Origin of the sequence: Lawsonibacter sp. JLR.KK007, from assembly GCF_036941135.1 — a bacterium.
Taxonomy (GTDB): domain Bacteria; phylum Bacillota; class Clostridia; order Oscillospirales; family Oscillospiraceae; genus Lawsonibacter.
The window spans coordinates 1,289,103-1,315,213 of the sequence record NZ_JAYWSY010000002.1 but is presented as its reverse complement, the minus strand read 5'-3'; the positions used below and the strand labels follow the sequence as shown (position 1 = coordinate 1,315,213).

Genomic DNA, 26,111 nt, shown 5'->3' with positions numbered 1-26,111 from the left:
GAATCCCCCTTGACGATGTTCCGGTGAATCTAGTATAATGTGAAAACAGAAATCAAGGTGCCAAACAGGGCACCTGACAGGGAGGGGTCTATGTGGAAACACAATTCGAATGGCAGGATGAATATAACATTGGAGTCGAGAGCATCGACAAGGAACACCAGCGCATCTTCAAGATCATTAACAAGCTTTTCACCTTCCGGGAGGAGGAAAAGGACAGCCAATGGACCTGTCAGGAGGGCATCAAATATTTTAAGGGCCACGCCATCAAGCACTTCTCGGATGAGGAGGCTTACATGGCGTCCATCGGCTACGAGGGGCTGGAGCAGCACCAGCGCATCCATCAGAATTTTCGGGAAAACACCTTGCCGGCCCTGGAGCAGGAGCTGGAGCAGACCAACTACTCCCCGGAGGCGGTGGACCACTTTTTGGGTGTGTGCGCCGGCTTCCTGATCGGCCACACCCTCACCGAGGATCAGGCCATCACCGGGGAGCGGATGAGCACCTGGAAGGACCTGCTGCCCAGTGAGGAGATCGCCGCCGTTAAGAAGATCATCACGCAAATGGTGTTCGATATGTTCCACCTGGAGTCCCAGGCCATCAGCGACGCCTACGGCGGGGAAAAATTCGGAAAAGGGGTCTACTACCGCCTGGTCTTCGGGGCCGGCCAGGGGGAGAAAAAGCAGGAGGTCATCATGGTGTTTGAGGAAAAGCTCCTCATCAACACCGTGGGCAAGATCCTGGGCCTCCATACCAATAAGCTGGACTCCATGCTGATCAACGCCGCCCGATACACGGCGCGGCAGTTCGTGACACGGGTGATGGAGCACCTCCCGGAGGTGCACGCCTATGAGCTGAAGGAGGAGAACCTCCTGTCCTATGAGCAGTTCCGAAAGGTGTTCGACCGGGAGAAGCCCCAGATCAGCCTGCTGTTCAACACCGGCGGCGCAGGGTACTTTGCCTACTGCGCCATCGCCCCCCACATTCTGGAGAGCGGCATCGGCACCCCCATCGAGAACAACAACGCCGCCGAGGAGGTGGCGCGGTACCTGGAGCAGCGGGAGGAGCAGCTGCGGCAGGAGGCGGTCCGCCATCTGCCCAAGGTGCTGGTGGTGGACGACTCCATGACGGTGCGCCAGAGTGTCAAGCAGATGCTGGAGGGGAGCTATGAGGTGGCCCTGGCCGAGTCCGGAGTGGCCGCGATCCGCACCATCACCTTGAACCGGCCGGACCTGATCCTGCTGGACTACGAGATGCCGGTGGTCAACGGCAAGCAGACGCTGGAGATGCTCCGGCTGGAGGAGGCGTTCGCTCGAATCCCGGTCATCTTCCTGACCGGCCGGGACGACCCGGAGATCGTGCGGGAGCTGCTGGCCCTGAAGCCGGCGGGCTATTTGCTGAAATACTTAAAGCCCGCCGAGATCAAGGGCAAGATCGACAGCTTTTTTGAAAAGAGCAAGGCGGCCAAATAAGCGCCGCCAGGCAGGGCATATGGAAAACAGCCGGCCGGTCTGCAGACCGGCCGGCTGTTTTTATTCCTCGTCCAATTTCAAAACCGCCATAAACGCCTCGGTGGGCAGCTGAACGGTGCCCAGGGTGCGCATCTTCTTCTTGCCCTCCTTCTGTTTTTCCAGGAGCTTCTTCTTCCGGGTGATGTCGCCGCCATAGCACTTGGCCAGCACGTCCTTGCGCATGGCCTTCACCGTCTCCCGGGCGATGATCTTTCCGCCAATGGCTGCCTGGACGGGCACCTCAAAGAGCTGGCGGGGGATGTTCTCCTTCAGCTTCTCGCAGATCCGCCGGGCGCGGCCATAGGCTTTGTCCCGGTGGACAATAAAGCTCAGGGCGTCCACCTGGTCTCCGTTGAGGAGCAGGTCCACCTTCACCAGGTCGCTGGGCTCGTAGCCCTCCAGCTCGTAGTCCAGGGAGGCGTACCCCTTGGTGCGGGCCTTCAGAGCGTCGAAGAAGTCGTAGATGATCTCCCCGATGGGCATGGAGTAGTGCAGCTCCACCAGATTGGTGTCCAGGTACTGCATGTCCTTGAAGATCCCCCGGCGGTCCTGGCACATAGGCATGATGTTGCCCACATAGTCGGGCGGGGAGATGATGGACACCTTGGCGTAGGGCTCTCTGGCGTCCGCGATGGAGCCGGGGTCGGGGTAGTTGTGGGGGTTGTCCACCCGGACCACAGTACCGTCTGTTTTGGTGACCTCATAGATTACAGAGGGTAATGTGGTCACCAAATCCAAATCAAACTCCCGCTCCAGCCGCTCTTGGATGATCTCCATGTGGAGCATCCCCAAAAAGCCGCACCGGAAGCCAAATCCCAAAGCCACGGAGGATTCCGGCTCGAAGGACAGGGATGCGTCGTTGAGCTGGAGCTTTTCCAGAGCATCCCGCAGGTCGGGGTACTTGGAGCCGTCCTCGGTGTAGATGCCGCAGTAGACCATGGCCTGGGCGGGGCGGTAACCGGGCAGAGCCTCGGCGGCGGGAGCCTCCGCGCCGGTGATGGTGTCGCCCACGCTGGTGTCCTTCACGTTCTTGATGGAGGCGGTGAACCAGCCCACCTCCCCGGCGGACAGCTGGGGGGCGGACTCCATCCCAAGGGGCTTGAGGTAGCCGCAGTCCAGCACCTGATAGCTGGCCCCCGAGGCCATCATCTTCACGTTCATCCCCTTTTTCAGGGCGCCCTCCATGACTCGGAAATAGACGATCACCCCCACGTAGGGGTCGTACTGGCTGTCGAAGATCAGGGCCTTCAGGGGGGCGGAGGGGTCCCCCTCGGGGGCGGGGATGTTCTGTACGATGTCCTCCAGCACCGCCGGGATATTGATCCCCTGCTTGGCGGAGATTTCCGGGGCGTCCAGGGCGGGGAGGGCCAGGACGTTCTCGATCTCCTCCTTCACCCTGGCCGGGTCGGCGGCGGGCAGGTCGATCTTGTTCACCACGGGGAGAATCTCCAAATCGTGTTCCATGGCCAGGTAGGTGTTGGCCAGGGTCTGGGCCTCGATGCCCTGGGAGGCGTCCACAATGAGCACCGCCCCCTCGCAGGCCGCCAGAGAGCGGGACACCTCGTAGTTAAAGTCCACGTGTCCCGGGGTGTCGATCAGGTTCAGGTGGTAGACCTGACCGTCCTCCGCCTGGTAGTCCAGCCGCACCGCCCGGGCCTTGATGGTGATGCCCCGCTCCTTCTCCAGGTCCATGTTGTCCAGCAGCTGGGATTCCATCTGCCGCTGCTCCACCGCCCCGCAGATTTCAATGAGCCGGTCGGACAGGGTGGATTTGCCGTGGTCAATGTGGGCGATGATGGAAAAATTTCGGATTTTACTTTGGTCGGTCATAGATATGCCTCCTTGAGGTATCTCTCCCAATCGGGAAACTGTTTCAACAGCATAGATGTTTTTGCTTTCAGGGTGCTGTCCCCTGGCCGCTTCAAAAGGTAGCGGATGTATTCAAAGACCATTTTTTGCTCTGCACGATCCAGAGTCCCGATCCATGTGGAAGTCTCTGTTAAACACCGGAGCGTATAGCAATGAGGCGGGTCGGGAAGCTCCATTTTTTCTTCATAGAGCCGGATTAACTCCTGCATCCTGTAGTTATCCATATACCTTCACCTCCGTCCCCCGCAGGGCAAGGCTCCCCCCCTTGTGGGGGAGCTGTCACGCGAAGCGTGACTGAGGGGGGAACCGCCGCCCGCACCCCCTCCGTCTGGCCTCCGGCCAGCTACCTCCCCCATAAAGGGGGAGGCTTTTTGCGCGCTCCTGGACGTTATTTCTTTTCCTGTTTTGCCTTCCGTCCCGCACTGAGGGCGGTGACCCGCTCGCCGGTGTTGTGGACCACCTGGAGGATGGACTGGTAGAGGACGGGGTAGTCCCGGGCCAGGGCGTCGTTGGTCATCTCAGGCCAGGGCCCCTTGGCCTTGCTGTGGGCGGCCAGGGCGTCGGACAGCTCGGCCTCGCAGCAGCGCATGTCGGCCTCGGCCAGGCCGGCCTGGAAATGCCGGGGCGGGACGGAGAAAAAGTCCGGGTTGTTGTCCGGGTTGGCGTCGTAGAGCCGGCGGTACATGATATACACCGCCGTGGACAGATAGCCCGAGGCGGCCTGGATGGCCTCCCGGCTGCCCGTTTTGCCCAGCAGGCCGAAGAGCACACCAATGGAGTTCACCAGCAGCTTTTTGCTCAGCAGGGCCAGCACGCCCCCCTTCAGCGAGTTGTTCTTCTCGTCGCTAAGATCGTACAACTCATCGGGGGTGATGGTGGTGCCGTCTCGGGTGAGGGTGCGGCCCAGGAGGAAGTCGGCTGACACGTTATAGTAGTCGCAGGCTTTTACCACAAAGACCAGGCCGGGCTCCCGGGCGCCGTTTTCGTAGTGGCTGAGCAGGGCCTGGGAGATACCCAGGGCCTCTGCGGCGGTGCGCTGGCTGACACCCTTCTCCTGCCGCAGCAGGGACAGGGTGCGGGGAAACTCGGGATTCTCTATCTTCATATCGCTTTCTCCACCTCAACACTGCAGACTGCCGGGGCCGGCCCTGTACAAGTCGGGCCCGCCCCGGAAGGTTTCATATACGCTTCGTATAGTATACCTGAACCATTACGATAGGTAAAGAGGAATTTTTAAAAAACCTGTGGAATTTTTCCCGGGCTGGAGGCAGAAAACTATCCTGTGGCCCTTGCATTTTTTGCCGGGAAATGCTACCATGATAATCGGAATTCTGGTGAGAAGCACCAACTTGATTTGGAGGAATGATGCAACATGTTTAAACAGCTCATTGATAGCCTGAAAGCTCACCCCCGAAAGATCGTCTTTACAGAGGGGACCGATCCCCGCATCCTGGAGGCGTCCGCCCGTCTGCTGTCCGGTACCTTCCTGACTCCTGTCCTCATTGGCAAGGCGGAGGAGATCCAGGCCGCTGCCGAGGAGGCCGGCTTCAACATCCGGGGCGCCGAGATCTACGACCCCGAGGCGTATGAGGACATGGACGCCATGGTGGAAAAAATGGTGGAGCTGCGCAAGGGCAAGATGACTGCCGAGGAATGCCGGGCCATGCTCCGCAAGGGCAATTACTTCGGCACCATGCTGGTGGCCATGGGCATGGCCGACGCCCTGCTGGGCGGCGCCACCTACTCCACCGCCGACACCGTCCGACCCGCCCTTCAACTGGTGAAGACCAAGCCGGGCAACAAGATCGTCTCCTCCTGCTTCATCCTGGTGCGCCCCTACGCCACCGGCGGCAACATGGTGCTGGCCATGGCCGACTGCGCCATTAACATCGACCCCACCGAGGACGAGCTGGTGGAAATCTGTGCGGAGACAGTCAAGTGCGGCCGGATCTTTGGCATCGACCCCAAGGTGGCCTTCCTGAGCTACTCCACCTTCGGTTCCGGCAAGGGCCCCGCCGTGGACAAGATGCGCAACGCCGCCGAGAAGGCCAAGGAGGCCATGCCCGAGGTGCCCATCGAGGGCGAGCTCCAGTTCGACGCCGCCGTGGCCCCCCGTGTGGCCCAGACCAAGTGCCCCGACTCCAAGGTGGCCGGCTACGCCAACACATTTATCTTCCCCGACATCAGCGCCGGCAACATCGGCTACAAGATTGCCCAGCGTCTGGGCTCCTTTGAGGCCTACGGCCCCATCCTGCTGGGCCTGAACGCCCCCATCAACGACCTGAGCCGCGGCTGTAATGCCCAGGAGGTCTACTCCATGGCCATTATCACCGCCGCCCTGGCCTAAACGCTGCGTAATAAACCCTCCGGCTATGCCGGAGGGTTTATTGTTTTGCCCGGGGATACGGCTCAGGCTGGTCCGTCAGACCTGCCAGATCATCCATACTGGCGTCCAGCGCCAGCGCGATGTGCTTACATTGGCTGAACGACAGAGTTCGCGTTCCGTTCTCGATTTTGGAGTCATCACTCTGGTTATTCCCAGTCAAAAGCTGCATCTGCAATTGGGACAGACCCTTTGCGTTGCGCAGTTCCTTCAATCGGCTCGTACCATCACCATGAATGATAAGGAACTTCTTTCAGTGGAAGAACAGCTTTGTGCCCAAGCGATTGCCTGGGACGTTCTGCGCAAGGCCAAGGGGGATGAACTGCACGATTTAGCCCAGCAGGTGGACAGCGACGCAGCCGCCCCTACTTTCCCACGCAGAACCGCTGGAAAATCCGGTCGGTGACATCCTCCCGGACCGACTGCCCGGTGACCTCCCCCAGGGCGGCCAGGGCCTCCTCCACGTCGGTGAGGAGGGCGTCGGGGGTCATGCCAGCCTGGAGGGCCTCCCTGGCCCGGCGGACAGCCTCCCTGGCCCGGGAGGCCGCCTCCTCCTGCCGGGCGTTGGTGAGTATTTCGCCGTAGCCCCCCCAGAGGTCCTGGGGAAAGGCGCAGGAGATCTCATTGCACAGCTCGTCCAGATACCTGGTTCTGGCGCTCACCGTCACCGCCGGGCAACGGATCTCTTCATAGCGTTTCATGGGACAGGGCTGGCTAGGCAGGTCCCCCTTGGTCCACACCAGAATGGTGGGGGCAAGGGCCATCGCCTCCTGGAGCAGAGAAAAATCCTCGTCCTCCGCGGGCCGGGAGGAGTCGATGAGCACCAGGATCAGCTCCGCCTCCTCCATGGCCCGGCGGGAACGCTCCACCCCCAGCTTCTCTACCGGGTCGGTCGTGTCCCGCAGGCCGGCGGTGTCGATGAGCCGCAGGGGCACCCCGCCCAGCTCGCACCGCTCCTCCACCGTGTCCCGGGTGGTGCCGGGGATGTCGGTGACGATGGCCCGGTCGTAGCCCACCATTGCGTTGAGCAGAGAGGACTTCCCCGCGTTGGGCCGGCCCACAATGGCGCAGGCCGCCCCGTCCTTCAGCAGCTTGGCCCGTCCGCAGGAGGCCAGCAGAGCGTTCAGCTCCCCCTCCTGGACGGACAGGGCCGCATCCAGCTGCTCCAGACGGAAGGGGTCGATGTCCTCGTCGGGGTAGTCCAGCACCGCGTGGAAGTGGGCCATCACGTCCACCAGGGCGGAGTAGATATCTCCGATCCTCCTGGACAGCGCCCCGGCCAGCTGGCCCGCCGCATGGCGCGCTCCCTCCCGGCTCTGGGCCTCCAGCAGGTCCCCCACCGCCTCCGCCTGGGCCAGGTCCAGCCGGCCGTTGAGAAAGGCCCGGCGGGTGAACTCCCCGGCCCCGGCCTGTCTCGCCCCGGCGGCAAAGAGGGCCTCCAAACCCAGCGTCAGCACCATGGGGGAGCCGTGGCAGTGAAATTCCGCCGTATCCTCCCCGGTGTAGCTGGAGGGCCCCAGGCTGTAGGTACACAGCACCCGGTCGATGGGCTGTCCGCCGCTGTCCAGCAGATCGCCGTAGACCAGCTCACGGGGCTTGTGGTCCCGCAGGCCGCTGTGCCCCAAGGGCTTGAAGCAGGTTTCCGCAATGGAGACCGCCGACTGCCCGGACAGGCGGAGAATCCCGATGGCCCCCGCTCCCGGCGGAGTGGACATGGCGGCGATGGTGTCGGTCTGAGTGGTCATGGGAGGCTCCTTTCCGCATTGGACAGAGGCTGCACGGGTTCCTGCAAAGAGCCCCGGGCCGGAAAAGTTTGTGGATAATTTCGTCTTGACAGACATTATGGAAACCAAAAGGGAGGGGCTGAGGTCCCACAGAGCCGTTTAACAGATGTGGAAAACCCTGTGGATCATGTGGAAAACTCCTGCCGCAGCTGGAAAAGCGGCTGTGGAAAACTATGTGGACAAAGTGGATAACAACCTGCCAGCAAGCGTCAAACGGAATGTTATGTCTTACAGCCAGATGGCCCAGCCGTCATATTGGAAGGTGCCCGCGCCATGGCGGAGATTCCCTTCCTGCTTCAGCTGGCGGAGGGCGTCCCGCATCTGGCAGGGCAGCTCCGGGGAGACCTTCAGCGTGTGGTGGGCGGGCAGGACCCGCCGGGCGGGGAGGGCGGCGATCAGTTCCAGAGAGGCCAGATAGGCTTCCGGGTCGGTGGAGGGGTAGTAGGCGAAGAGGGTGTCCAGATAAACCAAATCGCCAGTGTACAAATCCCCCCGTGCCTCCTCCCAAAAGCACAGGTGCCCCGGGGAGTGGCCCGGGGTATGGAGCGCCTGGACCACCCGGCCGCCCAGGTCCAGCCTCTCACCGCCCTTTAAAAGGCGGGCGGGCCTACCCTTGAATATCGTGTATGTACTTACATCAAAGTCCTCCGGCGGGTCGCAGCGGTCCATCACCATCTCTCGGACGGTCTCGGCGGACAGGGGAAATTCCCCGTTCAGCCAGGGCAGCTCCGCCTCATGGGCATAGAAGTCCGGAAAGTATTTGTGCCCGCCGATGTGGTCCCAGTGGACGTGGGTGGCGATGGCGGTGACCGGCTTGTCCGTCAGCTTTCGCACCTCGTCGTAAATATTGCAGATTCCCAGCCCGGTGTCGATGAGCAGGGCCCGGTCTGTGCCGGTGAGAAGATAGCAGTGGGTCTCCTCCCAGTGGCGGTACTCACTGATAACCCAGGTGTCGGGGGCAAGCTGTTCGGTGGTAAACCAGGGGAGCATAGAAAACTCCTTTCGCGTACAGAGGCGGCCGATCGCCGCCCCTGCATGATTTATGGTGTCTCAATCGAAAGAAAATACGCTCCCACACAGTAGATATCCTCAAACTCTATATGGAGCGGGACTCCGCCTTGAGACAAAATTTTCTGATACGGGGCAATCTGATTTTCCAGGGTTCCGTTCATCTCATCCACGTCAATGACAATGGGCGGTAAACCGCTTAGTTTTTCCAACAGTTCATCTGGAATCCTGCCCTTGAGCCAGCCCAGCACTTTCTGGGTAACCTCGCCCTCATAGCAGCCCAACAGCAGGCACAATCCCTGCCAGGCCGACAGATACAGCCGCAGCGGCTTCTCCTCCAGTGTGCCCTCCTGCTGAATGAAGTCCAGCCACTCCTCTGAAGTCTGAACAAAGAGCATGTCCTGGAGCATGGGAGCATACTGGTCATAAATGGCCCGATGCTCCTCTTTAGAAAGCAATTCCTGTATGTTCTTCACATCTTGATCGACTTGTGCACTCATGCGCGATGCTCCTTTTCTGCCGCGTACACTTAGTTACAAAGGCCGTATATCCCGCCCGTAGGCGGCAAGCCTCCCTCTTAGAGGGAGGTGGCACGGCGAAGCCGTGACGGAGGGAGTTTATCGAGGGACACTCCCTCAGTCACCGCCTACGGCGGCGACAGCTCCCTCAGGGAGGGAGCCATTTTACAGCCTCTCACAAATCGCCCGGGCTGCCTGAATCCCCGAGGCCCCCGCCTGAGCCAGTCCCCGGGTGACCCCCGCGCCGTCCCCGGCGGCAAAGAAGTTGGGCAGGGCGGTCTCCAGCTCCTCGGTGAGCTGGAGGCGGGCGGAGTAGAACTTGACCTCCGCGCCGTAGAGCAGGGTGTCGTAGTTGGCGGTGCCGGGGGCGATCTTGTCCAGCTGGTAGATCATTTCAATCAGGTCGTCCAGCTGCCGCTTGGGCAGGGTGAGGGACAGATCGCCGGGCACTGCGGCGGTGAGGGTGGGCCGGACGGTGGACTTGCCCATGCGGTGCTCGTTGGTCCGCCGGCCTCCCACCAGATCGCCGAAGCGCTGAACCAGCACCCCCCCGGCCAGCATGTTGGACAGGGAGGCTACGTGCTTACCGTAGCGGTAGGGCTCATTGAAGGGCTTGGTGAACCGGTTGGACACCAGCAGGGCGAAGTTGGTGTTCTCGCTTCTCAGGGCGGGGTCGGCGTAGGAGTGGCCGTTGACGGTATTAATCCCCTCCACGTTCTCCGCCACCACGTGGCCGTAGGGGTTCATGCAGAAGGTGCGCACACTGTCGCCGTACCGTTTGGTGCGGTAGACCAGCTTGGATTCGTAGACCACGTTGGTGATGTGCTCGAAAATGACGGCGGGCAGCTCCACCCGGACGCCGATGTCCACCTGGTTGTTCAGCAGCTCCAGCCCCAGCTCCTTGCACTGGTTGGAGAACCACTCCGCGCCGGACCGGCCTGGTGCGGCGATCAGATAGTTGCACTGCACCTCGCCCCCCTTGGCCAGGAGCAGCCGGTAGCCGCCCTCCGCCTGCTGGATGGAGGCCACCTCGGTGTTGAAGGCGAACTCCAGCTTGTCCATCAGGCCCTCGTAGATGTTGGTGAGGATGCGCAGGTTGTTTTCGGTGCCCAGATGCTTGCACCGGGCCTGGAGCAGATGCAGGTCATAGGCCAGGGCCTGCCGGGCCAGCTGGCGGGCCTTTTCGCTCTCGGTGGAAAAGACCTCGGTGGTGGCCCCATGGGCCACGTTGATGGAGTCCACATAGTCGATGAGCTCCATCACATGAGCGGGCTCCATAAAGTCGGTGAGCCAGCCGCCGAACTGGGTGGTGAAGTTGAACTTTCCGTCCGAAAAGGCGCCGGCGCCGCCGAAGCCGCACATGGTGTGGCACACGGGGCAGCGGATGCACTCCTTGACCCTGCCCGCCACGATGGGGCAGCTGCGGTGGTAGATGTCCGATCCCTGGTCCAGGGCCAGGATCTTCAGCTGGGGGTGCAGGTGGACCAGCTCATAGGCGGCAAAAATGCCGGCCTCGCCGCAGCCCAGGATAACAACGTCGTATTTGGCGTTCATGGTGGCGCTCCTCTCTCCATTCCATAGGTTGGATTCGATCTTTGAAAGCAAAAGGGACCGTTTTCCCGCCTGTCAGTATAGCACAGGCGCAGGCAAAAGGCAACGGCCCGCCAAGCCTGGCAGGCCGTTTATGAGATGCGTTCGGATCTGGTTTTCGCCAGATGCAGGCTGCCGGCAGCCGCAAACACGCAGACGCTCAAGCGTGCAAACCAGAAACATGAGGCGTACAGGTAAATCGCCGGAAAGGACGGCGGACTCAGCTCCTACAGGATATCAGAGCGCAGGCCAAAAACCTCGGCCTTGCTTCCTCTTGTGCGTACGTTCAGCTTTTTTCCTGGAAGCTGGCGCCGCAGCTGCGGCAGGTGACGGTGATGCGGCCCCGTCCCCGGGGGACCCGGAGCTGCTGGCCGCAGCTGGGGCATTTGAAGTAGACGTGCTCCTTGTCCCGATGGATGGTGCGGCGCAGCCGCAGCCACTGGAGGACTGGGTTGGCGGCCCGCATAAACAGGGCGTTCTCCGCACGGCGCCGTTCCATGTTGCGGGAGAGGAGCCGGAACAGCGTGGCAAACAGGAGGACAAAGCTGATGATATACAGCAGCTCCACCCTGGTGAACATAAACACCAGATAGAGCAGCAGATAAAGGCCCATCAGAAACAGGTTGAGGGGGTCGTTTCCATAGCGGCCGTACATAAATCTCTGGATCGCATTGCGGATCATAGAGCGCCTCCTTGGCTGAATAGGGACGGCAGGCGAATACCGCCTGCCAATATACCTTATTATGATAACGCCTTGGAAAGGCTCCGTCAAGGCGTTATTCGTAAACAATATGTAAATTCGCTGCAAGGCCCCCGGCTCTCCGCCCCAAAACGGTCTTTTTGGCGGGGAGGCTTGCGGGCGCGGGGAAAATAGGATATACTGTCTGTAGAATTCAAATGACAGGGAGGGCCTGCCCATGAAACGCATCGACAAGGAAAACTACTACCTGGACATTGCCGCGACGGTACTGGAACGCTCCACCTGTATGCGCCGGTGCTATGGGGCCATCATCGTCCAGCACGACGAGATCGTCTCCAGCGGCTACAACGGCGCTCCCAGGGGGCGGAAAAACTGCATGGACCTGGGTTACTGCACCCGAGAGGCCATGAAGATCCCCTCCGGCGAGCGGTATGAGCTGTGCCGCTCGGTCCACGCCGAGGCCAACGCCATCATCTCCGCCGCCCGCAGCGAGGTGCTGGGCGCCACCCTTTACATGGTCTGCAAGGACCCCAAGACCGGGGAGCTCATCCCTGGCTCCACCTCCTGCTCCATGTGCCGCAGGCTCATCATCAACGCCGGCATCGAGCGGGTGGTGATCCGCAACACAGAGAAGGAGTATTCCGTCGTCCATGTGGAGGACTGGGTCCGGGAGGACGACTCCCTGCCCGCTCAGGTTTGATGGAGAGGGGGGAGAAGCTCTATGCCCTATGATCTGACCCGCCCGCTGGTGATCGGGATCAGCTCCCGCGCCCTGTTCGATCTGGAAGCGGAGAACAGGCTGTATGAGGAGCAGGGCCTGGCCGCTTATGAGAGCTATCAGGTGAGCCACGAGACTGTGGTGCTGCAGAAGGGGGCCGCTTTTCCACTGGTGCGGGCCTTCCTGGAGCTGAACAGCCTGCAGGAGGAGCGGCTGGTAGAGGTTATCGTGACCTCCCGGAACAGCCCCAACACCAGTCTGCGCATTTTTCACTCCATCCAGAGCTACGGGCTGGACATCACCAGGGCCGCCCTGACCGGCGGCGCGGAGATTGCCCCCTACCTGAAAGCCTTTCAGACAGACCTGTTTCTCTCCGCCAACCGGGAGGACGTGCAGCAGGCGGTGGACAGCGGCATCGCGGCGGGAGTGATCCTGCCCGGCGGTCCCCGCCAGGAGTCCAGCTCCGGGGTCCGGCAGATCCGCATCGCCTTCGACGGGGACGCGGTGCTGTTCGGAGCCGGATCGGAGCGGATCTTCCGGCAGAAGGGGCTGGAGGCCTTTGAGGAAAACGAGCGGGCGAAGGCGGACATCCCCCTTCAGAGGGGACCCTTCGCCCGGTTCCTGGAGACTGTGGCCCATATCCAGTCCACCTTCGCGGAGCGGGACCCGGCGCCGGTCCGCACCGCGCTGGTGACCTCCCGGAGCGTCCCCGCCCATGAGCGGGCCATCAAGACTCTGCGCAGCTGGGGAGTGCATGTGGACGAGGCTTATTTTTTGGGCGGCGTGAGCAAAAAAGAGGTGCTCTCCGCCTTTGGGGCCCAGATCTTCTTTGACGACCAGTACGTCCATGCGGACCCGGCGTCGGAGGTGGTCCCGGCAGCGGTGGTGCCCTATCGGGAGGGAGACGGCCCTCTGGTATAAGCAAAAAACCGGGAACCGTCCGTTTGGACGGCTCCCGGCTTTTCGTACAATCAGTTTTTCAGGCTCTGCATGGGGGCGGGGATGCGTCCGCCCCGGGCCACAAAGTCCTTGGCAGAGAAGGGGTGAACGGGCTGAATGGGGGCGGAGCCCAGCAGTCCGCCGAACTCTACCGTATCCCCTACGGTGCAGCCGGGAGCGGGAATGATGCGGACGGCGGTGGTCTTGGAGTTGACCATGCCGATGGCGGCCTCGTCGGCGATGATGGCGGAGAGGGTCTCGGCGGGGGTGTCGCCGGGGACGGCGATCATGTCCAGGCCCACCGAGCAGACGCAGGTCATGGCCTCCAGCTTGTCCAGGGTGAGGGCCCCGGACCGGGCGGCGGCGATCATGCCCTCGTCTTCGCTGACGGGAATGAAAGCCCCGGACAGCCCGCCCACCGAGGAGGAGGCCATCACGCCTCCCTTCTTCACCGCGTCGTTGAGCAGGGCCAGGGCGGCGGTGGTGCCATGGGTGCCGCAGACCTCCAGGCCCATCTCCTCCAGAATCCGGGCCACGCTGTCCCCGATGGCGGGGGTGGGGGCCAGGGAAAGGTCCACAATGCCGAAGGGGGTGTCCAGCCGGCGGCTGGCCTCCTGGGCCACCAGCTGACCCATGCGGGTGATGCGGAAGGCGGTCTTCTTCACCGTCTCGGCTACCACGTCGAAGGGCTTTCCCTTCACCTCCTGAAGGGCGTGGTATACCACACCCGGGCCGGAGACCCCCACGTTGATGACCCGCTCTGGCTCGCCCACCCCGTGGAAGGCGCCCGCCATAAAGGGGTTGTCCTCCACGGCGTTGCAGAACACCACCAGCTTGGCGCAGCCGAAGCCGCCCCTGTTGGCAGTTTTCTCCGCCAGCTCCTTGATGGTGCGGCCCATGAGGGCCACCGCGTCCATATCGATGCCCGCCTTGGTGGAGCCCACGTTGACCGAGGAACAGACGATATCCGTAGAGGCCAGCGCCTCGGGGATGGAGTTGATGAGGATGCGGTCGGCCGCCGTCATCCCCTTCTGGACCAGGGCGGAGAAGCCGCCGATGAAGTTGACGCCGGTGGTCTTGGCGGCCCGGTCCAGGGCCTGGGCGAAGGGGACGTAGCTGTCCGTCTCCGCGGCGGCGGCCACCAGGGCGATGGGAGTCACCGAGATGCGCTTGTTGACAATGGGGATGCCGAACTCCTTCTCGATGTCCTCGCCGGTGGCCACCAGCCTCTCAGCATAGCGGGTAATCTTGTCGTACACCTTGTCACAGGCGGTCTTTACATCGCTGTGGGCGCAGGAGAGCAGGGAGATGCCCATAGTAATGGTGCGCACGTCCAGATGCTGCTGGTCGATCATCTGGATGGTCTGCATGATTTCATGTTGGTTGAGCATAGTTACCTCCGCTTAAATCCGGTGCATGGCGTTGAAAATGTCCTCCCGCTGGATGCGGATGGACAGGCCCTGCTCCTGACCGGCCTGCTCCAGGATACCGGCCAGATCCCCGATGGACTTCTGGCAGGCGGAGGTATCCACCAGCATGACCATGGTGAAAAACTCCTGGAGAACGGTCTGAGTAATGTCCAGAATGTTGATGTTGTGCTGGGCCAGCAGGGAGCACACGGAGGCGGTAATGCCCACCCGGTCCTTGCCGATGACGGTAACAATGGCTTTCATACAAAATTCCTTTCTTAATTCAACTCATCCAGGGTCAGCTCGAAGCCGTCCAGGAAGTGTTCCATAAAGTAGTTCAGGGCGGGGATGGGATTTTGCACCAGAGCGGCGTAGGTCTGCTCCTTGGCCTTTTTGAACTCGGTGTTGCCCGCCTTCAGCTCCTCCACACACTTGAGGTAGGCGGACAGCTTGTCCGCCGCCTTGACCAGGGCGCGGATATCCGGATCGGGGATGGTGACCGCCTCCTCAAAGTCGGGGCGCAGGTCGGGAGGGAGCATGGACAGCAGCTTTTTCTCCGCCACCGCCTCCACATCCTTGTAGGCGGACTGGATGTCCGGATTGTCGTACTTGATGGGGGTGGGCATGTCGCCGGTGAGAATTTCGCTGGCGTCGTGGTACAGGGCGGCTACCGCTGCCGTACCCGGGTCAATCTGACCGCCGAAATAGCGGTTTTCAATGACAGCCAGGGCGTGGGCCAGAACAGCCACCTGGTGGGAGTGCTCCTGAATGTTCTCCAGCCGGGTGTTGCGCATCAGGCCCCAGCGGTTGATGTACCGCATCCGGGAGATCATGGGGAAAAAGTTGTATGCCACGGCAGGTTTTCTCTCCTTTTCTGAAGTCCCCTTATTCTACCATAGCCGAAAGCGGTTGTAAACTGAAAAAAGGACGGCTTTTCAGCCGTCCTTCTCCAAAGATTTTTTCTTTTTCCACGCCCGCCAGGTGAAAAACGCGAGCGCCAGGATCAGCAGGCCCCGGACAATGCCCACCGCAATGGCGAAAACCGTGGACGGATCTCGAAACCCCGGTATTGTAATATAATAGTACAGCCGCCGAAGTCCGCCTATCAGCCCCCAGGGGGACACACTGGTGTATGGGTTCAAAGCCAGACAGCTCAGCCCAACGGCCAGCCAGCCCATAATAAGCCAGGGATGCTTTTTTGCCAGCAGCAGGGGCAGGCCCAGGACGACCAGCGCCGCGCCGGGGAGTATCAGGACGGGCGCCCCCATCAGTCCAACTAGGCTCAGCCCCACCCCAGTTACCTCAACTATAACACCTAAGGTCTGTATTGGGGTCAGCCCCCGCTTTTCCCGTTCCACGTAAATCACCTTTGCTTCCGGCGGCTCCGGGGGCTGAGGGGCCTCCCCGTCCCGAACCAGCTCATCCACACTCACGCCGAACAGATCGGCCAGCCGGATGATCTTATCCAGGTCGGGGGTGGACTGGGCCGTCTCCCACTTACTCACACTCTGCCGGGAGACCTCCATTTTTTCCGCCAGGTCGTCCTGGGACATGCCCCGCTGGGTGCGCAGGGACAATATTTTTTCCGCCAATGTCATAGACCTTGACCTCCTCTCGATTTTCTTCTATTATACTGTCAGAGCGGCAAAAAGCAATCAAGTCCGCTTGGAAATCTCCGCAACTGACAGTTGCGGCCCGATTGAAGGAGGAAAAAACATGGCTTTTCACTACGATATCTCCGTTCTGGAGCTTCTGGACATCCTGGGCTGCCAGCCCAACCCCGACTACCAGCCTGACCCCCGGCTCCCCGCCCTGCTGAACGATTTTCTGAGCCGGGCCTGTGACCACCCTCTGTTCGAGACGGCGGACATCTGGACCGGCCATTCAGATTGGACCTCCTACGAGGTGCTTGAGGAGCGGATTGAGGAGGACCGGGAATTCTATGAGGAGCACCTGGAGGAGCTGGAGGAGGACGACCCCCTCGCCCCCTTCTTTAAGCTGCCCAAGGAGCAGTGGTCCACACTGGTGGAGAACTATCTGGAAATTGGCAGCGACTACGCTGCCGGAGTGGTGGAATTTGGCATTCGGGAGGGGGACCTCAGCCAGCCGGACCCGATCGTCTATATGCTCCACGAGGGGGATGCCCCCACCGGCTGGAAGCGGTTCAGCGCCACCCTGTCCGACTATCTGAAATATGTGCTGTGCGCGGTCCTGTGCTGCGAAACCTACGATACCGGGATGGAAGTGCTGGAGGAGGAGGGCTGGACCTATACGGAGTGCGAAAAGCCGGAGGACGCTCCCATGATTCCTTGTATTTTCGACCTGGCGGTTTGCTGCGGCTATGACCCGGACACCAAGACCGTCCTTGCGATTTTGTCCGACGCCAAGTGCAAGGCGTATCAAATTACCAAAGAGGGCTGACTATGGCGAAAAAAAGCACCCGGAACACTCGGGGGAAGATCATTGACGCGGCTTGGAAGCTGTTCTACCGCCAGGGTTACGACGACACCACCGTGGAGGAGATTATCGAGGAATCGGGCACCTCCCGGGGGTCCTTCTACCACTACTTCCAGGGCAAGGACGACCTGCTGTCCACCCTGGCCGACGTTTTTGACCAGAAGTACCAGGCCCTGATGGCGACCATCGACCCGGAGATGGACCGCTTCGACCAGCTGATGTACCTCAACCAGGAGCTGTTTGCCATGATGGAGAACTCCACCCCCCTGGACCTGGTGGCCCGGCTGTACTCCTCCCAGCTGGTGACCCGGGGGGACAAGTCCCTCATGGACCACAACCGCATCTACTACCGGCTGCTGCGGCAGATCGTCCTCCAGGGCCAGGAGCGGGGGGAGCTGCGGGGGGACGTCACCGTCAACGAGATGGTGCGGGCCTACGCCCTGTGCGAGCGGGCCCTCATCTACGACTGGTGCCTGTCCGGCGGGGACTACTCCCTCACCCAGTACAGCCGGACCATGATGCCCATGTTTTTGCAGGGGTTTCGGACCGGAACATGAAAAGTTTGTAGGAATGTACAAAACGGAATTTGATAAAATGTACAGCCTGTTTTCTTGATCATATCAAGGGAAATAGGCTGTTTTATCTTTTTAAGTACGGAGTACATTCTATGTTGTGTTCCGGTTTGCTTTCTGGTATGATGTTAGAAATCTGCCTGTTCCGGTCCTGTGTGTCCCGGAACACGTGTGTTTGGGAGGAATACTATGACAACCGCGCAAGCCTGTATCATGGCGACCATTCTGATATATCTCTGCCTGGTGATCTTCACCGGCGTGATGATCGGCCGCCGTTCCAAGAAGAGCGCCGAGGGCTTCTACCTGGGCGGCCGGGGGATGGGTCCCCTGGTCACCGCCATGAGCGCCGAAGCCTCCGATATGAGCAGCTACCTGCTGATGGGCATCCCCGGCCTGGCCTATCTGTCCGGCGTGGCCGACGCCAGCTGGACCGCCATCGGCCTGGCTGCGGGCACCTACCTCAACTTCCTGCTGGTGGCCAAGCGGCTGCGCCGCTACAGCGTCAAGCTGGACGCCATCACCATCCCCAGCTTCATCTCCAAGCGCTACGGGGAGAAGAAGCCGGTGATCATGTGCATTTCCGCCCTGATCATCCTGATTTTCTTCGTGCCCTATGTGGCCTCCGGATTGGCCGCCATTGGCAAGCTGTTCAACAGCCTCTTCGGCTGGGACTATATGACGGCGGTTGTCATCGGCGCGGTGGTCATCATCAGCTACACCTCGGTGGGCGGCTTCTCCGCCGTGGCCACTATGGACCTGATTCAGTCCATCATCATGACCATTGCCCTGGCTGTGATTGTGGTGTTCGGCATCGTGCAGGCCGGCGGTCTGGACGCGGTGCTGGACCACGCCCGCACCCTGCCCGGCTTCCTCAGCTTTGGGGAGACCTACAACGCGGCCACCCATTCCGCCGAGCCCTATGGACTGATCCGCATCGTCTCCATGATGGCCTGGGGCCTGGGCTATTTTGGGATGCCCCACATTCTGGTGCGCTTTATGGCCATCCGGGATGAGAACGAGCTCACCCTCTCCCGCCGCATCGCCGCCGTGTGGGTGGTGCTGTCCATGGGAGTGGCGGTGTTCATCGGCATCGTGGGCCACGCCGTCTCCGCCGCCGGACACATCCCCCTTCTGGAGGGCAGCGCCACCGAGACGGTGATCGTCAAGCTGTCTGACATGCTGTCCAGCTTCGGCATCGTCCCCGCCATTGTAGCCGGGTGCATCCTGGCCGGCATCCTGGCCGCCACCATGTCCACCGCCGACAGCCAGCTTCTGGCCGCCTCCTCCGCCTTCTCGGAGAATCTGGTGCAGAACGTCTTTGGCGTCAAGCTGACCCAGAAGCAGACCATGCTCACCGCCCGGCTCACCGTGGTGGTGATCGCCATCATCGCCCTGTTCCTGGCCCGGGACCCGGACAGCAACGTGTTCCAGATCGTCTCCTTTGCCTGGGCCGGCTTCGGCGCCACCTTTGGCCCCGCTATGCTGTGCGCCCTGTTCTGGAAGCGCAGCAACCGCCAGGGCATCATGGCTGGTCTGGTGGCCGGAAGTGTGATGATCTTTGTATGGAAGTTCCAGATCAAGCCGCTGGGCGGCATTTGGAATATCTACGAGCTGCTCCCCGCCTTCCTGGTGGCGCTGGTGGCGATCGTAGTGGTATCTTTGGTTACTCCTGCGCCAGAGGCTGAGGTCGTCAAAGCCTTTGAGGAGTACGACAAATAAGCACAGGCGGAAAGGGGTCCCACCATCTGGTGGGACCCCTTCAGTTTTATATGCTGTTCAGGAACCGGAGGAACGCTTCCTTCCCCTCGGGAGTGCGTTTGTATACCCCGGCGTGCTCCAGCACCTGGGCGAAGACCAGGCCGGTTTCCTTTTGGACGATGTCCAGGGCGTTTTCTGCTGTGATGGTGTAACGCTTGGCGAAATCCTCCGCCCAGTCCGCGTGCTTTTCGGTAAGCGCGCTGGCCCGCAGGCCGCCGCCGGAGGCCAGGCAATCGGCCACGGCGGCCAGCTCCTCCTTCAGCCGGGCGGGGAGAACCGCCAGGCCCATCACCTCGATCAGGCCGATGTTCTCCTTCTTGATGTGGTGGAGTTCGGCGTGGGGGTGGTAGACCCCCAGGGGATGCTCCTGGGTGGTGATGTTATTGCGCAGCACCAGGTCCAGCTCGTAGTTCTCGCCCCTCCGCCGGGCGATGGGGGTGATGGTGTTGTGGGGTTCGTTCTCCGTCTCAGCGAAGATGAAGGCGTCCTCGTCGGTGTAGCCCCGCCAGGCCAGCAGGATCTTGTCCGCCAGGTCGATGAGCTGCTCGGGATGTTTGGAGGAGATGCGCACCACCGACATGGGCCACTTCACGATACCGGCCTCCACATCCTCAAATCCCGGGAAGGTGAAGGGGGTTTCAATCGGGGCCTTCTCCATGGCGAAGGTGTAGTGCCCGCCCTGGAAGTGGTCGTGGGCCAGGATGGAGCCGCCCACGATGGGCAGATCGGCGTTGGAACCCACAAAGTAGTGGGGAAATTGGCGGACAAAATCCAGAAGTTTGGCGAAGCAGGCCCGGTCGATTTTCATGGGGGTATGCTCGCTGTTCAGGCAGATGCAGTGCTCGTTGTAGTACACATAGGGGGAATATTGCAAAAACCAGGGGGAGCCGTTGATGGCGATGGGGATGATCCGGTGATTCTGCCGGGCGGGGTGGTTGACCCGGCCGGCGTAGCCCTCGTTCTCGGCGCATAGCTGGCACCGGGGGTAGGCGGAGGCGGGGAGATTTTTGGCCGCCGCGATGGCCTTGGGGTCCTTCTCCGGCTTGGACAGGTTGATGGTGATGTCCAGCTCCCCGTATTCGGTGGGGGCCTTCCACTGGATATCCCTGGCGATACGGTCCCGGCGGATGTAGTTGGTGTCCTGGCTGAAGGCGTAGTACCAGTCGGTGGCCACTTTGGGGTCGTCATGGCGGATGTACTCGAACTTCTCAATGACCCAGGAGGGCCGGGGGGTAAGCCGCCCCATAAGCTCGGTGTCGAACAGGTCCCGGTAGACCACCGAGTTCTCGGTGAGCACCCCCCGGGCATAGGCGTCGTCCAGCAGCTCCTCCAGGATGGGGGCCAGCTCCAGGCTGTTTATATCCCAAGTAAACTCCGGCTCTATATAGCTGTCCAGCTTCAACACGTCCAGAATCGTGTTGATGGCCCAGGTGTAGTCGCATGACTCAATCAGTCCGTTTCGCACGGCGTAATCCGCCAGCTTGGCAATGGCAATGTCAATCATAGTCATCTCTCCTTGTTACCCGCACTTATTGTAGGGCGCGACGACCTCGGCGCGCCGTGCTGTTGTAAGAGATATTCCACGGGGGCGGCGGGCCGGGTCGTCCCGCCCTACAGTCCGTCTCTCAGAGGGGTTCTCTTTTATTCCGCCACCACACAGCCGCCGACGGGGCGGATGTGGAGCACATGGCACTTGCCCGTGCCGAACAGCTCCTCTATGCCATTTTTGAACACGGGGAGGTACTCCTCGGGCACCCAGGCCTGGATGGTGCCGGCGAAGCCGCCGCCGTGGACCCGGATGGCCCCCATGCCGTCCAGCAAGTGCTCCCCTACTGTCAGGGCCAAGGGGATGGCCTGCTGTTTGGGGTCGTGGATGGACCAGGTGTTTTGCAGCAGGAGGGAGGAGGAACGGCCAGAGGCATTGACCAGATTCAGGAACGCCTCAAAATCCCCGTGTTTCAGGGCGGCGGCCTCCTGAGAGGCCCGGCGGTCGTCGTCATAGAAGTGCATAGAACGCAGCACCGCCCGGTCGCCGTACGCTTTCCGCAGGGCGGGGATGGCGGCCTGGAAGCTGGCCAGGGGCACCTCCCGGAGGACTGTCTTCCCAAAGTGGGCGGCCACCGCTCCCATCTCCCGGGTGATGTCGGCGTAATCATCGGTCAGGTCGCCGTGGCTGGAGGCCGTGTCCACAATACACAGAACGTGGCCGGATTGGCTGAAATCGTAATCCACCCGCTCCACCACCGGGTTGGCGGGGTCGTTGAAGTCGATAAACACCGCGCCCCCCACCGAGGAGCCCATCTGGTCCATCAGGCCGCAGGGCTTGCCGAAGTAGACGTTTTCGGCGTACTGGCCGGTTTTGGCGATGGTGACGGGGTCCAGCGCCCCGCCGCAGCAGAAGCGGTTGAAGATATTGCCCACCAGCGTCTCGTAGGCGGCGGAGGAGCTGAGGCCGGAGCCGGACAGCACGGTGGAGGTCACATAGGCGTCAAAGCCGGTCAGGGCATAGCCCAGCTCCTTCACCCTGGCGGCCACCCCCCGCACCAGGGCGGCGGAGGTGTTTTTCTCCTCCTCCCGGACGGACAGGCTGTCCAGGCCGATTTCCAGGGCGGGGTAGCCCTCAGACTGGATGCGGATGAGGTTCAGCCCGTTAGGGGCGGCGCAGGCCAGCATGTCCATGTCCACGCTGCCGCACAGCACCCGGCCGTGCTGGTGGTCGGTGTGGTTGCCGCCGATCTCGGTGCGGCCCGGGCCGCTGAACAGGACGGCCTGGGCGCTGTCCTCCGGGTGAAACTGGTCCATAAAGGCTTTGGTCACATGGTAGGCCCGGTCACGGGCGCTGTCCAGGCTGGCCTGTGTGCCGTCCAGGGCGTACAGGGCGGCAAGCGCCTGGTCGCGGTCCCCGGCGCGCAGGGCTTCAAGAAGGGTCTTGCAGGAGCTCAAGGAAGGTCACCTCTTTCTCAAAAATCGGGGAAGCTTCCCCAACAGTCCGTGGCGCCCTCCATTATAGCACGCCTTGTTTTCCCGGACAAGAGATTCCGGAGCGACCGAAGGAAAAACAAAGTTTTTTCAGAGTTCATCCAAGAATTTTCTATCGTTACTATATTTTTAGGAGGAACACAGAATGAAAAAGACACTTGCTCTTGCTTTGGCTGCCGTTATGAGTCTGGACCTGCAGCGCGGCGACTGGGACCGTGAGAAGGGTCAGACCATCTGCGCCAACGACCTGGCTCAGTACGGCAATCAGATCGAGGTCGTGTTCTGCAACAAGGTTACCCCCGAGAACGCAGCCAGCTTCGCGGGCTGATTCTCCACAAGCATTCGGATCCAGGTGGGTGCGTGCGCAGGTGCGCACGCACCCTTCCTGATTGAGAACGTGTTGGGGCGTCGGTGGGACCCGCCGCCCGGGTGCTGAAGGAGGTCCACCTGAATTACGACCCCAAGGCCAAGCTGGACACCCTGAGCGTATCCCAAATGCAGCTGGTGGAGAGCGCCAAGGCCGTCTCTGTCCGGCGGCAACCAACAGAAGGTGCTGATCAGCCGCTGGCTGGCCAACGACCCGGACGTGTTCATCATGGATGAGCCCACCTGCGGCGCCGACCTGTCCGCCGGCCGACAGGTGGGTCTGGCCGCCGGACAGCTGTACGGCACCGTCCTCAATGACGCCAAAGGGCAGGCCCAGGCCATGGTGGACCTGGCCCTGGCGCTGTACACGGGAGAGGATCCCGCCCAGGCGGTGGCGCTGGAGGATGGACACTACATCTGGCTGCCCTACCGGCAGGTGACGCGGGAGGACCTGACCCAGCTGCCCGCGCAATAGAAGCCGCCCTCCCCTGAACATGAATTCACCCCCTGACGCAGAAAGGTCCGCGTCAGGGGGTGTTTGCTGTCCGCAGGCGGTCAGCTGTAGTAGCTGTCCGCCTTGGCGATGTTCATGTCCTCCAGAGTCAGGTCCCGGTCGTAGGGGTTGATGAGACGGTTCACCGTCTCCAGCGTCCCCTCGGGGTCCAGCTCGAAGCACCAGCGGTAGCCCCGGAACACCCCGTCTCCCCGGCCGGGGAGGGTGGCCGTCTCCACGGCGGCGGAGGGGTCCATCCCCATGGCCTGGCCGGCGAAGTAGAGCATCTCGTTCAGAGTCAGGTCGGTGGATACGTTCTTGTTAAAAATCTCCACAAAGCCGTTAATTTTGGTAATGTTGTCCCAGGCCAGCACCTTCTTGGCCAGGGCAATCAGCAGCTTCTGCTGGGTCTGGGTGCGGCCCACGTCGGAGTAGCCGCTGTTGTCGTTATTTTTCCGGAACCGGGCCACCTCCATGGCCTGCTGGCCGCTCAGCTTCCGCTGGCCCTCCTTATAGTGGATGCTCAGGTTCTGGAAGGGGTCGTCGTAGTCCATGTTGCAGGGGACATAGAAGTCGATGCCCCCCAGGTAGTCCACCAGGGTGATAAAGCCCTTGATGTTCACCTTGATGTAACCGTCGATGGGGATGCCCAGCATCTGGGAGATATCCTCCACCCGCTGCTCCACGCCCCCCTTGCCGTAGACCAGCTTGGGGTGGTGTCCGCTCCCCCGGTCAATAAGGGAGTCCCGGGGGATGGAGACCACCCCCACAGTCTGTTTCACCGTGTCGTAGCACATGACCATCATGGTATCGGTACGGTAGCCCTCCTTGTCGGTGGCAGCCAGGAGGATGGTGTACACCCCGTCCCGGCGGTTCAGAGCGGGGGCCGCTGGAGTGCTGGGGTCCTTCGTCTCTGCATCGGAGCCAGAGCCGAAGGACGGCCCCAGAGAGATCCCAGGCCCGGACTGATTGGGCTGGGGCGGCTGCTTCTGCTCGGGAGCTTTGAGCATCAGGGACAGTCCGGCGTATGCCGCAACGATGAGGGCGGAGAGGACGACCAGCACCTTATAAAACCCCATCGCGACTGAGGTCACCGCATTCCGTTTCTGTCTGGCCGGCCTGCGGGGCGGAGTCCGCCGCCGGGACTCCATGCGGCGGGGAGAGGGGTCGTCCCGATAGTCTGAGCGCCGCCGGCGCACGTTCATGTACCGCTCCTCCAAAAAGGTCCCTCCCTCCGAAAATCATTCCCCCCAAGTATACTCGGTTCGACTTCCTTCGGCAAGGGGCATCGGTATCAATTCATAAAAAATTAAGAATTATTATAGGCGTGTTTTCGGCTTGTCGTCCCTTGTCGTGCCTTGTTCTCCGTATCCCTTGCGGCACAGCGGATATAAGACTTTTCTTTTCGCTGCTTGCAGTTCCTTGTCGTGCCTTTATGTATGTCTTTTTTCTGGCCCCGTATGTTTTTTGTATGTTTTTTTCTGAGGACGTACACGGGGCCGGGCGTTTACTTTTGCGAAACGGGCTGGGGGAGTATTCCCCCAGCCCGTTTTCCGTCATTCTGGAAAGACCGTTGACAGGTCTATTACACAGTCCTCCAGGACCTCCACCTTCAATTTATCCTCAGCGGTTCCATATCCTTTTACAAAGTAGCGCCCACCTTCCAATATAAATGTCTGTACATCTCTGGTATCCGGATCAACAATCCAAAGCTCCTTAACCCCAGCCCTCTGGTACAGGTTAAATTTAGTCATCCGGTCATGTCGCCGGGTGGATGGTGACAATATTTCGATCACCAAATCAGGTGCCCCCTTGCAGCCGTACTCGTCCAGTTTGCCAGGGTTGCATACAACAGATAGATCAGGTTCAACCATCGTGTCTACATTTTCCGGATAGTCGCCCTCCTCCTCAAACAGGCGAACACCAAACGGAGCTGCAAACACCTCACACTTTTTCCCTTTTAAATAATCATACAGTTGTGAAAACAAAGCTCCGCTTATCCGCTGGTGATTCACTGACGGCGGGGCCATCATAACCGCTTCCCCGTTGATAATCTCGATCCGGTCCTTCTCGTCCCAAACCAGAACGTCTGCAAAGGTATACCGCTTATCCTCTGCTGGTAATGCCATAGTTTCAACTCCTTTTCCTCTATACCCGCCCTACAGCCCTCTGCGGGGCTTCTGGCGGGCTTTGTGTGTCTCAGGGTGTAGGGATACTGTCCGCTCCGTCCCCCGGCTCTAGGGGCCGTTTCTGGCTGTCCCTCTCCATCTCATGATCTATCGCCCGGTTAATAAAGCCGTTCACGCTTTCCCCCTGGGCCGTTGCGTGGACCTGGATGATATCTTTTTTGCCTTTTGGCATAGTCACATTAACACGGTCGTAATTATTTTTCACATATTTATTGACCGCTCTTTGATTTGCCTTTGAAGCTGGCACTGTATCGCCTCCTTTATGGGACAACTTGTTTGGTTAGCATCTCCTCCATTATAGGTTTATTATAGCACTTATGTCTATTGGTGTAAATATGTGATATTCAACAAACATGTTGGCGCAAATATAGTTTTTATGCCAATAGACATATTGGTGTAAATATGATATTATACCAATGTCAGGAGGGACAAGCCCCGGCGGTAGAACAAATAGGGAGCGCCAGGTAAGAGCCAGACAGGACACAAGGGACACAGAAAAGGTAAGGAACCCTTACAGCCCCTGGCCGCTTGCCCCACACAAACAGATTAGGAGGTAAAAGGATATGAGCATCAGCGAAATCGAGAGCAAAATCCGGGAGCTGCGGCAGCTCCAAGCCCTGGTGGATGAGGCCGAGTCCGAGATGGAGACCATCAAGGACGCTCTGAAAGCCCACATGGGCGATTCTGAGGAGCTTCGGGCCGGAGAGTATAAAGTCACCTGGAAGACCGTGACCGCCTCCAGGCTGGACACAGCGGCCCTGCGCAAGGCCATTCCCGACGTAGCCGCCGCCTTTATCAGGACCACCACAACCCGCCGCTTCTGCGTGGCCTAAAAGAATGAGCCATTACACAGCTGCCCCGTCAAGAACGC

The 26,111-nt window shown here is 60.7% G+C and carries 30 protein-coding genes; 12 read left to right on the top strand and 18 right to left on the bottom strand.

The genetic code is table 11. The annotated features are described in order from the left end of the window. Positions 1-92: 92 nt before the first annotated feature. A complete protein-coding gene (locus VV088_RS16385; RefSeq protein ID WP_334601790.1) occupies positions 93-1,469 on the top strand; it encodes a hemerythrin domain-containing protein in 1,377 nt (458 codons plus the stop codon). A 60-nt stretch (positions 1,470-1,529) separates the two neighbouring features. Here the strand turns inward: VV088_RS16385 and lepA are convergent, their stop codons facing one another. The 3 genes from lepA to VV088_RS16370 form a co-directional block, all read right to left on the bottom strand. Beyond that, positions 1,530-3,338, bottom strand: coding sequence for a translation elongation factor 4 (gene lepA / locus VV088_RS16380; RefSeq protein WP_334601789.1), 1,809 nt, complete (start codon positions 3,336-3,338; stop codon positions 1,530-1,532). Beyond that, positions 3,335-3,601: a hypothetical protein gene (locus VV088_RS16375; protein WP_334601788.1), complete on the bottom strand. Its 267-nt coding sequence runs from the start codon at positions 3,599-3,601 to the stop codon at positions 3,335-3,337. The genes lepA and VV088_RS16375 overlap by 4 nt, the downstream gene beginning before the upstream one ends. 164 nt (positions 3,602-3,765) lie before the next feature. Beyond that, positions 3,766-4,482, bottom strand: a complete 717-nt coding sequence (locus VV088_RS16370) for a helix-turn-helix domain-containing protein (protein WP_334601787.1) — start codon at positions 4,480-4,482, stop codon at positions 3,766-3,768. 267 nt (positions 4,483-4,749) lie between these two features. Between VV088_RS16370 and pta the strand changes: the two genes are divergently transcribed. Further along, positions 4,750-5,724, top strand: a complete 975-nt coding sequence (gene pta / locus VV088_RS16365) for a phosphate acetyltransferase (RefSeq protein ID WP_334601786.1) — start codon at positions 4,750-4,752, stop codon at positions 5,722-5,724. A 37-nt stretch (positions 5,725-5,761) separates the two neighbouring features. On the opposite strand, the gene VV088_RS22850 is transcribed toward pta, so the two are convergent. Then, entirely contained in the window at positions 5,762-5,932 is a 171-nt protein-coding gene (locus VV088_RS22850) for a helix-turn-helix domain-containing protein (protein ID WP_442913181.1), read from the bottom strand. On the opposite strand from VV088_RS22850, the gene VV088_RS16360 reads away from it, so the two are divergent. Next, the gene (locus VV088_RS16360) at positions 5,855-6,166 is read left to right on the top strand and encodes a hypothetical protein (protein ID WP_334601785.1); all 312 of its coding nucleotides are present in this window, start codon (positions 5,855-5,857) and stop codon (positions 6,164-6,166) included. The two genes, VV088_RS22850 and VV088_RS16360, sit on opposite strands and share 78 nt — an antisense overlap. On the opposite strand, the gene mnmE is transcribed toward VV088_RS16360, so the two are convergent. From mnmE to VV088_RS16335, 5 genes are all read right to left on the bottom strand, one after another. After that, a complete protein-coding gene (gene mnmE, locus VV088_RS16355) occupies positions 6,126-7,505 on the bottom strand; it encodes a tRNA uridine-5-carboxymethylaminomethyl(34) synthesis GTPase MnmE (protein WP_334601784.1) in 1,380 nt (459 codons plus the stop codon). The genes VV088_RS16360 and mnmE overlap by 41 nt on opposite strands. A gap of 267 nt (positions 7,506-7,772) precedes the next feature. After that, positions 7,773-8,534, bottom strand: coding sequence for an MBL fold metallo-hydrolase (locus VV088_RS16350; protein WP_334601783.1), 762 nt, complete (start codon positions 8,532-8,534; stop codon positions 7,773-7,775). Positions 8,535-8,584: 50 nt separating this feature from the next. Further along, positions 8,585-9,052 (bottom strand): hypothetical protein, encoded by a 468-nt coding sequence (locus VV088_RS16345; RefSeq protein ID WP_334601782.1) that lies wholly within the window; start codon positions 9,050-9,052, stop codon positions 8,585-8,587. A 183-nt stretch (positions 9,053-9,235) separates the two neighbouring features. Further along, entirely contained in the window at positions 9,236-10,624 is a 1,389-nt protein-coding gene (locus VV088_RS16340) for an NAD(P)/FAD-dependent oxidoreductase (protein ID WP_334601781.1), read from the bottom strand. Positions 10,625-10,946: 322 nt separating this feature from the next. Then, a complete protein-coding gene (locus VV088_RS16335; protein ID WP_334601780.1) occupies positions 10,947-11,342 on the bottom strand; it encodes a hypothetical protein in 396 nt (131 codons plus the stop codon). A 235-nt stretch (positions 11,343-11,577) separates the two neighbouring features. On the opposite strand from VV088_RS16335, the gene VV088_RS16330 reads away from it, so the two are divergent. Both VV088_RS16330 and VV088_RS16325 read left to right on the top strand, forming a co-directional pair. Beyond that, positions 11,578-12,060, top strand: a complete 483-nt coding sequence (locus VV088_RS16330) for a deoxycytidylate deaminase (protein WP_334601779.1) — start codon at positions 11,578-11,580, stop codon at positions 12,058-12,060. Positions 12,061-12,081: 21 nt separating this feature from the next. After that, positions 12,082-12,999: a 5'-nucleotidase gene (locus tag VV088_RS16325; protein WP_334601778.1), complete on the top strand. Its 918-nt coding sequence runs from the start codon at positions 12,082-12,084 to the stop codon at positions 12,997-12,999. 50 nt (positions 13,000-13,049) lie between these two features. Here the strand turns inward: VV088_RS16325 and VV088_RS16320 are convergent, their stop codons facing one another. The 4 genes from VV088_RS16320 to VV088_RS16305 form a co-directional block, all read right to left on the bottom strand. Then, positions 13,050-14,408, bottom strand: coding sequence for a PFL family protein (locus VV088_RS16320; RefSeq protein ID WP_334601777.1), 1,359 nt, complete (start codon positions 14,406-14,408; stop codon positions 13,050-13,052). A 12-nt stretch (positions 14,409-14,420) separates the two neighbouring features. After that, on the bottom strand, positions 14,421-14,690 hold the full coding sequence (locus VV088_RS16315; RefSeq protein ID WP_334601776.1) for an ACT domain-containing protein: 270 nt from the start codon (positions 14,688-14,690) through the stop codon (positions 14,421-14,423). A 14-nt stretch (positions 14,691-14,704) separates the two neighbouring features. Further along, a complete protein-coding gene (yfbR, locus tag VV088_RS16310; RefSeq protein WP_334601775.1) occupies positions 14,705-15,280 on the bottom strand; it encodes a 5'-deoxynucleotidase in 576 nt (191 codons plus the stop codon). Positions 15,281-15,361: 81 nt separating this feature from the next. Next, positions 15,362-16,024, bottom strand: coding sequence for a helix-turn-helix domain-containing protein (locus tag VV088_RS16305; protein ID WP_334601774.1), 663 nt, complete (start codon positions 16,022-16,024; stop codon positions 15,362-15,364). Between the two features lie 118 nt (positions 16,025-16,142). Here VV088_RS16305 and VV088_RS16300 point away from each other — a divergent pair, with 118 nt between their 5' ends. The 3 genes from VV088_RS16300 to VV088_RS16290 all read left to right on the top strand — a co-directional run bounded on the left by VV088_RS16300 (position 16,143) and on the right by VV088_RS16290 (position 19,174). Beyond that, positions 16,143-16,847 carry a hypothetical protein gene (locus VV088_RS16300; RefSeq protein WP_334601773.1) on the top strand — a complete coding sequence of 235 codons (705 nt, stop codon included), beginning with the start codon at positions 16,143-16,145 and terminating at the stop codon, positions 16,845-16,847. A 2-nt stretch (positions 16,848-16,849) separates the two neighbouring features. Then, positions 16,850-17,440: a TetR/AcrR family transcriptional regulator gene (locus VV088_RS16295; RefSeq protein WP_334601772.1), complete on the top strand. Its 591-nt coding sequence runs from the start codon at positions 16,850-16,852 to the stop codon at positions 17,438-17,440. Positions 17,441-17,644: 204 nt separating this feature from the next. After that, positions 17,645-19,174, top strand: a complete 1,530-nt coding sequence (locus VV088_RS16290) for a sodium/proline symporter (protein WP_334601770.1) — start codon at positions 17,645-17,647, stop codon at positions 19,172-19,174. 46 nt (positions 19,175-19,220) lie between these two features. Here VV088_RS16290 and galT read toward each other — a convergent pair whose 3' ends face one another. Together galT and VV088_RS16280 are read right to left on the bottom strand one after the other, a co-directional pair. Next, a complete protein-coding gene (gene galT, locus VV088_RS16285) occupies positions 19,221-20,717 on the bottom strand; it encodes a UDP-glucose--hexose-1-phosphate uridylyltransferase (RefSeq protein WP_334601769.1) in 1,497 nt (498 codons plus the stop codon). Positions 20,718-20,854: 137 nt separating this feature from the next. Continuing rightward, the gene (locus VV088_RS16280) at positions 20,855-22,156 is read right to left on the bottom strand and encodes a galactokinase (protein WP_334601768.1); all 1,302 of its coding nucleotides are present in this window, start codon (positions 22,154-22,156) and stop codon (positions 20,855-20,857) included. Between the two features lie 181 nt (positions 22,157-22,337). On the opposite strand from VV088_RS16280, the gene VV088_RS16275 reads away from it, so the two are divergent. The 3 genes from VV088_RS16275 to VV088_RS22840 all read left to right on the top strand — a co-directional run bounded on the left by VV088_RS16275 (position 22,338) and on the right by VV088_RS22840 (position 23,033). After that, on the top strand, positions 22,338-22,520 hold the full coding sequence (locus VV088_RS16275; RefSeq protein ID WP_334601767.1) for a hypothetical protein: 183 nt from the start codon (positions 22,338-22,340) through the stop codon (positions 22,518-22,520). Between the two features lie 83 nt (positions 22,521-22,603). Beyond that, positions 22,604-22,795 carry a hypothetical protein gene (locus VV088_RS22845; RefSeq protein ID WP_442913166.1) on the top strand — a complete coding sequence of 64 codons (192 nt, stop codon included), beginning with the start codon at positions 22,604-22,606 and terminating at the stop codon, positions 22,793-22,795. Then, complete coding sequence (locus tag VV088_RS22840) at positions 22,743-23,033, top strand: hypothetical protein (protein ID WP_442913165.1); 291 nt, start codon at positions 22,743-22,745, stop codon at positions 23,031-23,033. The genes VV088_RS22845 and VV088_RS22840 overlap by 53 nt, the downstream gene beginning before the upstream one ends. Positions 23,034-23,113: 80 nt before the next feature. Here VV088_RS22840 and VV088_RS16265 read toward each other — a convergent pair whose 3' ends face one another. From VV088_RS16265 to VV088_RS16255, 3 genes are all read right to left on the bottom strand, one after another. After that, complete coding sequence (locus VV088_RS16265) at positions 23,114-24,271, bottom strand: LCP family protein (RefSeq protein ID WP_334601766.1); 1,158 nt, start codon at positions 24,269-24,271, stop codon at positions 23,114-23,116. A 336-nt stretch (positions 24,272-24,607) separates the two neighbouring features. Further along, positions 24,608-25,180: a Uma2 family endonuclease gene (locus tag VV088_RS16260; protein ID WP_334601765.1), complete on the bottom strand. Its 573-nt coding sequence runs from the start codon at positions 25,178-25,180 to the stop codon at positions 24,608-24,610. 70 nt (positions 25,181-25,250) lie between these two features. Next, positions 25,251-25,487 carry an ABC transporter ATP-binding protein gene (locus VV088_RS16255; RefSeq protein ID WP_334601764.1) on the bottom strand — a complete coding sequence of 79 codons (237 nt, stop codon included), beginning with the start codon at positions 25,485-25,487 and terminating at the stop codon, positions 25,251-25,253. Positions 25,488-25,803: 316 nt separating this feature from the next. Between VV088_RS16255 and VV088_RS16250 the strand changes: the two genes are divergently transcribed. Next, on the top strand, positions 25,804-26,073 hold the full coding sequence (locus VV088_RS16250) for a hypothetical protein (protein WP_334601763.1): 270 nt from the start codon (positions 25,804-25,806) through the stop codon (positions 26,071-26,073). Positions 26,074-26,111: the final 38 nt, after the last annotated feature.